Annotated in this window: 11 protein-coding genes; 8 read left to right on the top strand and 3 right to left on the bottom strand. The window is 50.4% G+C overall.

Going from position 1 to position 10,699, the window contains the following annotated elements:
• Positions 1–90: 90 nt before the first annotated feature.
• Both QW772_07480 and speD read left to right on the top strand, forming a co-directional pair.
• Positions 91–1,140 (top strand): deoxyhypusine synthase, encoded by a 1,050-nt coding sequence (locus tag QW772_07480; GenBank protein ID MEM0038747.1) that lies wholly within the window; start codon positions 91–93, stop codon positions 1,138–1,140.
• Positions 1,133–1,531 carry an adenosylmethionine decarboxylase gene (gene speD, locus QW772_07485; protein MEM0038748.1) on the top strand — a complete coding sequence of 133 codons (399 nt, stop codon included), beginning with the start codon at positions 1,133–1,135 and terminating at the stop codon, positions 1,529–1,531. The genes QW772_07480 and speD overlap by 8 nt, the downstream gene beginning before the upstream one ends.
• Here speD and QW772_07490 read toward each other — a convergent pair.
• Complete coding sequence (locus tag QW772_07490; GenBank protein ID MEM0038749.1) at positions 1,511–2,233, bottom strand: hypothetical protein; 723 nt, start codon at positions 2,231–2,233, stop codon at positions 1,511–1,513. The two genes, speD and QW772_07490, sit on opposite strands and share 21 nt — an antisense overlap.
• A gap of 166 nt (positions 2,234–2,399) precedes the next feature.
• Here QW772_07490 and QW772_07495 point away from each other — a divergent pair, with 166 nt between their 5' ends.
• The 3 genes from QW772_07495 (at position 2,400) to QW772_07505 (ending at position 5,012) form a co-directional block, all read left to right on the top strand.
• Positions 2,400–3,629: a dicarboxylate/amino acid:cation symporter gene (locus QW772_07495; GenBank protein ID MEM0038750.1), complete on the top strand. Its 1,230-nt coding sequence runs from the start codon at positions 2,400–2,402 to the stop codon at positions 3,627–3,629.
• Positions 3,630–3,801: 172 nt separating this feature from the next.
• The gene (locus tag QW772_07500; protein MEM0038751.1) at positions 3,802–4,143 is read left to right on the top strand and encodes a hypothetical protein; all 342 of its coding nucleotides are present in this window, start codon (positions 3,802–3,804) and stop codon (positions 4,141–4,143) included.
• 251 nt (positions 4,144–4,394) lie between these two features.
• Positions 4,395–5,012, top strand: a complete 618-nt coding sequence (locus QW772_07505; GenBank protein ID MEM0038752.1) for a MarC family protein — start codon at positions 4,395–4,397, stop codon at positions 5,010–5,012.
• 31 nt (positions 5,013–5,043) lie between these two features.
• Here QW772_07505 and QW772_07510 read toward each other — a convergent pair whose 3' ends face one another.
• Positions 5,044–6,087, bottom strand: a complete 1,044-nt coding sequence (locus tag QW772_07510; GenBank protein ID MEM0038753.1) for a radical SAM protein — start codon at positions 6,085–6,087, stop codon at positions 5,044–5,046.
• A gap of 129 nt (positions 6,088–6,216) precedes the next feature.
• Here QW772_07510 and QW772_07515 point away from each other — a divergent pair, with 129 nt between their 5' ends.
• The 3 genes from QW772_07515 to QW772_07525 all read left to right on the top strand — a co-directional run bounded on the left by QW772_07515 (position 6,217) and on the right by QW772_07525 (position 9,276).
• On the top strand, positions 6,217–6,726 hold the full coding sequence (locus QW772_07515; GenBank protein MEM0038754.1) for a DUF2148 domain-containing protein: 510 nt from the start codon (positions 6,217–6,219) through the stop codon (positions 6,724–6,726).
• Positions 6,727–6,738: 12 nt separating this feature from the next.
• Positions 6,739–8,262, top strand: a complete 1,524-nt coding sequence (locus tag QW772_07520; GenBank protein ID MEM0038755.1) for an SLC13 family permease — start codon at positions 6,739–6,741, stop codon at positions 8,260–8,262.
• Positions 8,263–8,361: 99 nt separating this feature from the next.
• On the top strand, positions 8,362–9,276 hold the full coding sequence (locus QW772_07525) for a dual specificity protein phosphatase family protein (protein MEM0038756.1): 915 nt from the start codon (positions 8,362–8,364) through the stop codon (positions 9,274–9,276).
• On the opposite strand, the gene QW772_07530 is transcribed toward QW772_07525, so the two are convergent.
• On the bottom strand, positions 9,206–10,699 hold a 1,494-nt coding region (locus tag QW772_07530; GenBank protein MEM0038757.1), incomplete at its 5' end, for a THUMP domain-containing protein. The two genes, QW772_07525 and QW772_07530, sit on opposite strands and share 71 nt — an antisense overlap.

The following is a 10,699-nucleotide window of genomic DNA, read 5'->3' on the forward strand; positions in this document are numbered from 1 at the left end:
GTTCTTTAGCTCATTTCTTTATTGTAGTGCCACTTGGATTCATTAAAGCTTAATAGTCATGCGTCCCCTTAACCTCGGTCAGAGGCAAAGATGAAGGAATATCCGTTCGTGCTGGGCGAGTTGAGGAGTCTTGACGTTAGCCGTAGAGGTCTCCACGAACTGCTGTTGAGGATGGGTGATACGGCGTTTCAGGGAAGGGCTTTAGGCGAGGCGTATAAGGCGCTTCTAGATATGTTTAAGGACGAAGGTCTTACAATATTCCTCGGACTTGCAGGCTCCATGAGCACAGCCGGAATGTGGAAGATCATTAAGTGGTTAGTTGAGGAGAGGTACATTGATGTAGTCGTGTCAACCGGTGCAATAATAAGTGAGGACATATTCGAGGCCATGGGCTTCAAATATTTGAAGACACACCCATGCGTCAACGACTACGAGTTACTTAAGTACAAGTTCGACAGATTCTACGATACGGTAGCGAGCGAACTGGAGTACAGAAAGATGGAGGGACTTATCAGGGAGTTTGTCGAGGGCCTGCCCAACGGGTCCACGTACTCCTCGGCAGAGTTCCTCCACCTGTTCGGGAAATTCCTGAATGAGCGGGGCATCGACTCAATAGTTGCGGCAGCCTACAGAGCCGGTGTTCCCGTCTTCTCACCAGCTCTAGTTGACAGCGGCTACGGCATGGCGACGCTCCTGCCATACCGTAGAGGGCACAGAATAGCTATAGACATGGTTAAGGACTTCTACCAGATAGTTGAGGTCGGAAGGCTCTCAAGCAGGCTTGCCGCAATCTACGTAGGCGGCGGCGTGCCTAAGGATTACGTTAACCTCGTCACGGTGGCGCAGACTTTAATAGCTGAGGAGGAAGGCCTCCACGACTATTACAAACCACTCGAGTACGTTGTTCAGTTCACTACCGACGCCCCTCAGTGGGGTGGCTTAAGCGGGGCCACTCTCGAGGAGGCGGTCAGCTGGGGTAAAGTAGCGCCGGAGGCTGGGAAGAGGGTAGTGTACGTGGACGCGACGATAGCCTTGCCGATAGTCACTCATGCGCTAGTGGAAGGCAATGTTAGAAGGACTTACAGATTCGATTCCTCGTTCCTGTTTAACGAGACGGATAGGGGTGATGTAGATGGCTGAGGGCAAGGATTTCATAGTTGGTAAGCACTACTACGCCAACCTCTACGACATAGACGTTCGTGCTGCTACCGACGAGGAGGCACTGAGGAATGTAGTGATCGAGGCAGCCAGAGCCTCCAACATGAAGTTGGTTGAGGTTAAGTCCTGGAGCTTCGGTGGTAAGAAGGGCGGGGTTTCCGTCATTGCGCTGGTTGAGGAGTCCCACATAGCCGTCCACACGTGGATGGAGTATGCGTACGCTACTGTGGACGTCTATACGTGCGGAGATCAGAGCGACCCACTTAAGGGGATCGAACTAATAATAGGATATTTAAAGCCGAGGAAATATAAGCTGGCCTACGCGGACAGGTCTCAGAGCGTTGAGGAGCCTCTAGTAGTGTCTGTGTCTTAAGGTCGTTAACCGGAGTCCGTTATTTTTAACGAAGTCCCAGACGTCGTCCGAAGCCTCGACTGCTACAACGCCGTAGACGTTTACTTTAGCCCTGCTCAATGCCTCCAAAACGCTTCTGAGCTTGTTTAACTCGTCCAGCGTGACATCAATGAGTAGGGACGTTGGCTTCTCCTTCAAACAGCTCCTGGGCATTGCCATGAAGTTAACTCCCTCAGTATTGGCGTAGTAGGCCACCACATAACCCTTCTTATCGTGGATGGGATCCTCTGTGAACGGGCACAAGATGCTGGGGAGCTCCGTCGCGAGATAACTGCCTAGAATCATCGCGATATTCGATACGGGGATCACTAGGTCTATCTTGGCATTACCCACGAAGGATTCCGCGACATAAGAGAACAGCTTGAGGAAGCCGGGCTTGCTCAACACTTTCACCGGGTTCTCTCTAAACTCTCTAAGTGACTCATCAATTAATCTGTCGATTACCCTTAACTCGTCAACCTTCGAGATTATCTTGGCTACGGTCTTCTCTTCAGGCACGATCATCAGATTCACGTACTTCCATATGGTCTGGGCTGGCAGGTCAAGCATTTTCTCGATGTCTCTCAGGCTGTAGTAGTGCTTCATTATATTGAGTACCTTAAAGACGTAGGCCTTACCGATATCCCTATGTACTCTCCTACCCTTCCCAAGAGATTCTATCACTTCACATCAATAGAGTTCTGCGTTCAAGGTAAATAAAAACATAGCACTAGATAAACTACTCAGGGTTGCTATATATTTGGAGTTTTTGCTAACCGATTATTTGAGCAGTTGAAAATCTCTTCAACATTTATAAGTATTCTAAAATACATATATATGGTGTCACTCCTTGTCCAAGGCTGGTGCGAGGTACGGACTTCTAGTAGCCATAGCAATAGGCTTCATACTCGGCATATCCATCGGCTGGCTCGTGTCCGTTGCCACCCCTTCGCAGGTTCAGAAGGACGTTAGCACCTGGCTCAAGGCATTCGGTGATATATTCGTCAGGATGATCAGGATAGTCATACCTCCGCTGATATTCTTCACCATAGCTGCCGCGACTTCCTCCATAGCTGATGCCAGGAGGCTCGGCCGGATACTGATATACATGATGGCCCTGTATATAGTGACAACAATAATAGCTGCGATATGGGGGATTATAGGAGCTTCGGTAGTGATGCCTGGGGCTGGCTTAAATCTCACCGTCAAATACACGCCGCCCACACCGCCTACAGGAGTCGATATACTGCTCTCGTTCTTCCAGACGGACTTCAACGCGTTGCTGGCGGTAGGCGGCGCAATGACCATGATAATATTCGCGATCATCCTGGGACTGGCTGTGACGTTCTTGGGTGAGGAGGGTAGGAAGGCGGCTAACCTCCTGTCACTTGGGTCTAAGACCATGATAGGGTTTGTGAGAATTATCATGTACTACGCACCGGTCGCTGTCTTCGCCTACGCGGCCTGGCTCATGATACAATACGGCCCTCAGATGCTTGGAGCCTACGCTAAGTTCCTCGGCACTCAGTATGCTTTAACGATCTTCCACTTCCTGGTGGTATATTCAGTGGTAGTGTGGCTAGGCGGACTTAACCCGGTGAAGTACTTCAAGGCCCAGATATACCCGTTCATAATAGCCTTCACAACCAGGTCCTCAGCAGTCACATTACCGGCCAACATGGAAGCTGCTAAGAGAATGGGTGTGCCGGAAGAGGTTTTCGGTGTGACGCTACCCATAGGGGCCACTGTCAACATGGATGGAACAGCCCTCTATCAAGCTATGAGTGCCCTATTCATAGCTCAGCTGTTCAATATACCTCTTACACCATATCATTACGGGCTACTAGTATTCGCGGCCCTGGTAGGCTCAATAGCTACTGCAGCCATACCCGGAGGTGGCACGATAATGTTGGCGTACGTGTTAGCCGTGATGGGGCTACCTCTAGAGGGTATCGGCATAATGTTAGTTATCGACACTATAGCAGATGCCATAAGAACTGCCATCAACGTGTCAGGCGATAATGCGTGCACGGTCCTGATAACTAAAATCCTGGGTTATAAACTACAACCTCAAGTCTAAGTATACGGATATTTTTCCACTACACTGAGCAATCATGCTCTTCATCAATTTTCTTTCACAGTAAGCTATCACTGCACCAAATTAGTGGATGATGTGCTTTGAGTGTGTGACGCAGTCACCTCTGCATTACAGTATTAAATACGGATAACATATTAGATTGTAGGGATTTAGCTTGAGCTTAGCGAAAGTTGGTGAACCGAGGGAGCTTAAGCACATGATCAAGGAACTCAACAAGGTTCTGGGGGATGATAGAGGTAAGGGCGTCTTGTTATACAATAAACTGCCTCAGTACCTCTGGAGTGCATGGGGTAATGAATTGAAGAAATTAGGTGTTGATTGGAGGGAGTTCTTAAGCATCATCAGCAGACACTCAGACCTAATAGCTGACTGGGCGGTTGGTGAAAAGCTGACGTGGGAGGAGCTCCTCAGCAAACTTAATGAGTCTATACAGACACACAGCAAGGCTAAGGCTGGGAGGGGGGTGAGTCTTGATGCATTTGTTAAGAAGACTTAATACTGAGGAACGCTAAATCATTGTTGGTTTAGTGATGAGGAGAATACAGCCTGAGCGGTGAGGTCGTGGCGGCTGTCTGAGTAATCCGTTGAAGCCCTCAAAACGGGCTTCTAAACACGTTTAACAACCGGCAGCCCCTGCCCCAAAGGTGGGCGAGGTCGGGTGAGTCACCCTAAGACTCTGGAGGGTTAAAGTGTTGGATAACCGGAACACCTGACTTTAAAGGTAGAGCGGAGAGTTTGTTATACGGAGTGAGCGAAGTGATCGACTGGCTGCTAATGCTGCTCGTTATGTACGTTAAGATAGTTGCCATACTTGATCCGTTCGCCGCCGTGCCTGTATTCATAACTCTCACCGAGGGTTTTGAGGAGAGGAAGAAGAGGGAGATTGTGTGGAAGGCTTTCGCAGCTATGAGTATAATGGTTGTGATCTTCGCCGTCTCAGGTATATGGATCCTCAACTTCTTCGGGATTTCCCTGGCCTCGTTAAGGGTTGGTGGTGGTGCTATATTGCTGGTCCTGTCGTTTGACATACTTGGCGAAGCACCAAGATCCAAGAAACTGGATCCTGAGGAGATAGCCGTGATGCCTGTAGCAACCCCTCTGCTTGTGGGTCCCGGGACTATGACCACTATAATACTGCTGGTAACCGAGCACAGCACGATAGATGGTTACCTAGCAGTGATTACAGCGTCACTGTTGGCTGTTGCGACATCAGCTCTGATGCTCAGGTACTCCTCGCTCATAGTGGCTAAGTTAAGCAGGTCTTTCGTCAGAGGGCTGGGCAGATTCATGTCCATAATAATAGCCGCGATGGCCTTCGAGATGATTAAGAACGGCGTTGTTGAGTGGATTCAAATGCTGAGGTGACTGACTATCCACATTAGGGATGACGTTACATTTATCTAGAGTTACTGCACATTCCTCTCAAAGGTATTTTATACCCGCAACGGGGACACCTATACGTGCCTCCCTCCCTAACCAAGCTAAACCCTGTAACGCTGTAGTTATAGCGCTCCACGAGGATCTTCCCGCACTTAGGACATTTAGTGGTCTCCAACTCACGTATTCCCACGTTACCAACGTACACGTACTCAATGCCCTCTTTCCTGGCTCTAGCATAAATATCAAGCAACTTCCTCAGCTGGGTTGCCTCCTCCCTCCACTTATGGGCCGGATAGTATCTGTTTATGTGGAGCGGCACCTCAGGCCCCAGCTTGGAGAGATGGTTATCTATTATCCACTCTGAGCACTCGTCGTAATCGTTCGTGCGCGTCACGACCAGGTACACCATCTCTGCATGCCCGCCTAAGTCAAGGACCCTCCTCGCATTTCTGAAGACCTTCGAGTGATCTATGTTGGGCAACGCCCTCCTCATCCCCGGACATCCCTTTATGTCCACACTCCAGCCGTCAAACCCTACCTCAACTAACTCGTCCAGCGCCTCCGGAGTCTGGTAACCATTAGTCACTATAGATAGGTAAAGCTCTTCAGAACGCGCTATGTCTGCGACGTCGATTAAATACTCGTAGTTAACTGTAGGTTCGTTGAAGCTGGCTGAAAGCCCCTTATCGCCAGATATCCTAGCTAACTTAACTAGATGGGCGGGATCCATCAACGGTACATCACTTCCAGGGTCTCTGAAGCTCAGGAAATGATTCTGGCACCAGGGGCAGTAGAAGTTACATCCGAATGTCGAGAAGGTTAAGGCAGTGCTGTTAGGCCAGTAATGGTAGAGGGGTTTTACCTCTATAGGCCTGCTCTCCGCAGCACTTAGCCTCCCGTAACCCAGTGAGTATAGCCTGCCGCCGATATTCATGTAGTTCCTGCAAAGACCCCTCACACCAGTCCTCAGGCGACATCTCCTCTCACACACCAGACATTCAAGGGAGCCATCTGCCTGAGGCCTGTGGAGTCTAGCCTCATGAATGAGGGCGTTGATCAAGGGTCCTCAGCTCAAGACTTGAGTCGCTTCACCGGTAATTATGCTTTCTCCTGGGTGAGTGATCCGCACTCAATAAGATTCACTTTTATTTAAATACCTCCTCGTTATATACATTGGTGGGACATCGGCTTGATTGACCCGGACGCGGCTGTTAAGGAGGCAGTTCTCGAAGTAGCCAAGTTGATGGCCCTGGCGGCCAGGACAGCGCCCAAAGCTAGAGGCATCAACAACGTGGAGGTCAAAATACTCAACGATAGGAGGGAGTTGGAGGCGCTAGCAACTAAGATGGAGGAGTTAGCCAAAGATTTAGGGGACTTCTTCGCCAGGGACGCTCAGAGCGTGAGGGGTAGTGAGGCGGTGGTTCTGGTGGGCGGTAAGGTCGTTGATGTAGGGGTTAAGAGCCCTAAAGGGTGGAGGCTGGAGTCAAATGTCGTTTGCTCGCTGGTCAACTTAGGCATAGCAATAGGTTCCGCAGTTAAGACTGCGTCACTCCATAACGTGGACAATCGTGTGATGTTCACTATAGGGGTGGCTGCGCAAGAACTCGGTCTGATGGACCCTGGTTACATATTCGGTATACCCTTGTCAGCGTCTCCGAAAAGCCCGTACTTCGACAGAAGATGGCCTCCACCTAAATAATGGTGTTTCGCTTTGAAGCTGTTTTTCAGAGTTTTCATATTGTTCGCTGTCTCTCTTTCAATTTCCTACGTTCTCATGAGCTTCATCAAGCTCCCGAGCGATGGTGTGGGTGGCGAGATAGTGAGGTTCTGGTGTTCTGTGAGGGTTGGCGAGTCTTCGGAGACTTGCTGGGAGAGCATCAACTCGACACGTGGGGTATATGAGCAGGTCGTGTCACTGAGTCTTTTCCTGACGGTGATCGGGCTCACAGTGATCTCTATGAGGCTTAGGTATTTCGCAGCGTTTTTCTCGGCGGCGTTAATGACCTTCATGGCGGTAGTTCCGCCTCAGGAGTTGATAGCTGGCATTGAGTGGAGGCTGATCCTATTTCTTATTGGGAGCATGGTGTTCGCATATATACTTAGGAGGCTTAAGGTTTTCGAATATATTGCCGTCAGATTGCTCTACTTGAGCAAGGGCTCGCCCTACCTCCTCGCTTTATACTTATCCCTCTTCGCGTGGTTTCTGGCGCTGGCGGTGGGCGAGGTAACCAGCATAGTCTACGTGATGATGTTGGTCATGAACGTGAGGAAGATCACGAAGTATGACGTTAGACCCCTAGTGATTCTTTCGGTGTTGGCCACCAACACAGGTAGTATAGCGTTACCTGTAGGCAATCCTATCGGCATATATCTGTCTTTCGAAGCACAGTTAACCGTTAACGAATTCATTTATAAAGCACTGCCTCTCTCACTCCTCTCGCTAATCGTGATGCTGACCTCGTTTGCTCTCCTGACCCGCAAGTACTTGACTCAATTATCGCTCAGGCTGGTTAAGAGCAATGTAGAGTCGATGGTCACTCAGTTTTACGCTAATATAACACGTCGTGAGTTCGCGCTCATTACACACGGAATAATGATGTTGGTCGGCTTCCTCACCGCAATAGCCCTGAATTCCCCGATCTCTTTCCTGATTTCACAGTTGGGTGGTTTCTACGTAGATCCTCATTCTCTACTCTCATTCACCCCATACGTATTCATAGTGCTCTCGGCGGTTAGGGTAAGTCCCGAGGAGCTGGAGGAGTTCGTAGTCAAGGGGGTTGAGTGGCCTTCGATCCTATTCTTCATCACGCTGTTCATGTTGGGGCACTCACTTCTCTGGAGCGGCGCGGCGTCTAAGCTAGCCTACCTAAGCGTCCTGACGTCATTAAGTGGAGGTATAGTCAACTATACACTTCTAAACCTGATTATCCTGACGATGGCTGCTGTACTAAGCTCTGTGCTTGACAACCTCTCAGTAATAGTAGCCATGACCCCCGTGGCTAAGGTCATAGCCAGCTTGAGTGCTTCGAACTCAGTGTTCTGGACTCTACTGTATGGAGGGACTCTTGGAGGCAACTACACTCCGATAGGCTCGACCGCCAATTTAGTGGCTGTCGGAATGAGTGAGAAGTCCGGGATCGAGATTGGGTGGGGTGGGTGGCTTAAGCTGGCTTCCATAGCGACGACCTTGCAGATAATAGTCTCCATACTCTGGTCTTCCCTTCTCCTTAAATAATAGCGTTTAAGGCTTTTGTTTATTGGTGGTGTCGGGTTAGCCGGCCCTGTGCATGTCGATAGGAATGTGTCTTTTGGCCCAGCACCTTCGGAGAATGAGTTGGAACGACTAGTCAGGGAGTACTCGCATGTGGTGGTTCTAACATACCCTCACGAGCTAAGATATGATGTAACGTTATGGAGAGTCCTAGGTGTTGAAGTGCTCCATGACCCCGTTCCCGATTTCAGGTCACCACCCCTCCTCAGCTTAGTACACATCATTGAGTGGATCCTAGGGAGGGTTAATGAAGGCGGTAGGGTATATGTTCACTGTGTAGGGGGACTTGGGAGATCCGCCACAGTCGCTGCCGCTTACCTGATTAGAAGGTACGGTAAGAGCTGGCTTGATGCCGTCACGCAGATCAGGAAGCTCAGGAAGGGCTCGCTGGAGTCGATTGAGCAGGTCGCCGTCTTGAAGGCGTACGAGACCATGCTGAGGTATCTGAATCCCTCCTTAGTGGTTAAGAATCTCGAATGCAGTGACCGCCGAATCCAGGATCACCTCTCTAAAGTGTTTCAGATAGGCGTGAACGCCTCTGAATCGCTTTCATCCCTCACTGGGATATCTCAACGAATCCTGGTCGAAGGCTTAATCCATGAACTAGCTGGGCGTGTGGAGCGAGGATCGGCTGGATGCGTTCTAAGAGGCCCGCCCCTGCCAGGCAGGACGGATCACGTGATTGCAGGTGACGTTGCCAATAGGTTAATTAAGCTCATCGGAGGTTTGGCTGTAGCGTCTGACAAGCTAATGGATCAATGCGTTGAGGATCTTGAGATTAAAGTTAGGGGGGACGTCCTGAAGGCACTCCTTCACTGCAGTGGTGGATGCTGGAGTTCATGTGCTGCAGACAGTAGGGAAGTCTCGAACATGTTAACTGAGATGTGTTCCTTGCTGAAGTGCGTTTCTAAGGTCGTGATCGAGGGTCATCACGGCGTTCGCATGAAGTCTTCGAACATACCCCAAGAATCCTCCTAAGTCCCTCCACACCTTCGGAGAAGGAATATACTTTAAACCCTTTAGCACGTAACCTACTTGCCTCTATGTAGCTTACGTTGCCTCTCCAACAATATAAGACTAGCGTCCTTCCCTTCAACGTGTTGATATCTATGTCCTCGTAGTGTAGTGCGCCCGGATAGTGCCACTCGACGTACTCGTCCTTATCACGCAAGTCTACGACAACAGCGTCCTCAGGTATGTAGTCTATTGCCACGAGACTGTCGGGCAACGCCTCCTCAGGGACTGAGTTGATGACGTCAACCACCTTCACGGACTCCGAGACCTTGTCTATCAACTCACCTGAGATTTTACCAACTTCATTACGCAACTCCTCCACAGACACTCTAGTTCTGACTCGTGATGGTGCTATGGCGCAGGGTTCCCCCACCTTAGAGGAGAGCTCGTAAGTCCCTATGGTCCTTGCTAGCTTCACTATCTCGTCCTTGTCGAAGCTTATCAGAGGCCTCAAGATGGGTATGCTCACGTTCGCTACTGCCTGAGCCGCGCTCATGTTCGTTAGAGTCTGGCTCGACGCCTGCCCTATAGACTCTCCGGTGACGAGGGCCTCATACCCGTTCCTCAGAGCCACCCTAGCCCCTATGATGTACATGACCGTCCTCAACACCACCTGCCTGAACTCCCACCTGACCCTCTCCCTGATTTGAGTAAGCACCTCCGTCAGGTCTGCCACGTAAAACCTGGGGCTATGCCCGTGAAACCACCCTGAGGTGAGAGTCTTAGCCACTGTGAAGGCCAGGCGGGTTGACCTCGGCGAGCCCATGAAGAAGTGCAGGTAGTCAACCCTGACACCCCTCTTAGCTGTGAGCCAAGCGGCTACGGGGGAGTCCATGCCACCGGAAAACATGGCCAGTGAGCGTCCTTCAGTGCCTATAGGGAAGCCCCCCACCCCCTCGACGAGTCTCCTGTACAAGTAAGCTCTAGAATCCCTGACCTCCAAAATGACCTCGACCTCTGGTTCCTCCAAATCCACTCCGGCAGAACGCGGTCTTAAGTAAGCACCCAACTCCCTCGCGACGTCAAGAGAGGTGAAGTCATGTGTGCCACTGCGTTTAACCCTGACCGCGAACTTTCTGTTCAACACGAGTTCTACGCTGAGCTCACCCGCCCTACGCACCAGGTCCTCCAAAGAGTTAAAGTCTATCACCTCCACCTCAGCGACCTTCATGACGCCGAAGACCCTGCTTAACTCCTCAAGAACACTGACATCTGACTCCAGGAATATCTTAGCGTTAATCAACTTAGACGAGTAGGTAAGAGCCCCCTTCCTCCTAAGCAACTCCCCTATGTTCCTCAGTAACACCTTATAGAATTTGGGTCTGCTCCGCCATGACTTGATGGGTAACTCGCCGGCCACTGTTATTAGATACCTGTACGCTGTACT

Origin of the sequence: Zestosphaera sp., from assembly GCA_038727705.1 — an archaeon.
Lineage (GTDB): Archaea > Thermoproteota > Thermoprotei_A > Sulfolobales > NBVN01 > Zestomicrobium.

What these genes read in the sequence shown, in the direction of transcription:
- QW772_07480 (MEM0038747.1), top strand. Translation starts at nt 91, where the DNA reads ATGAAGGAATATCCGTTCGTGCTGGGCGAGTTGAGGAGTCTTGACGTT.
- speD (MEM0038748.1), top strand. Translation starts at nt 1,133, where the DNA reads ATGGCTGAGGGCAAGGATTTCATAGTTGGTAAGCACTACTACGCCAAC.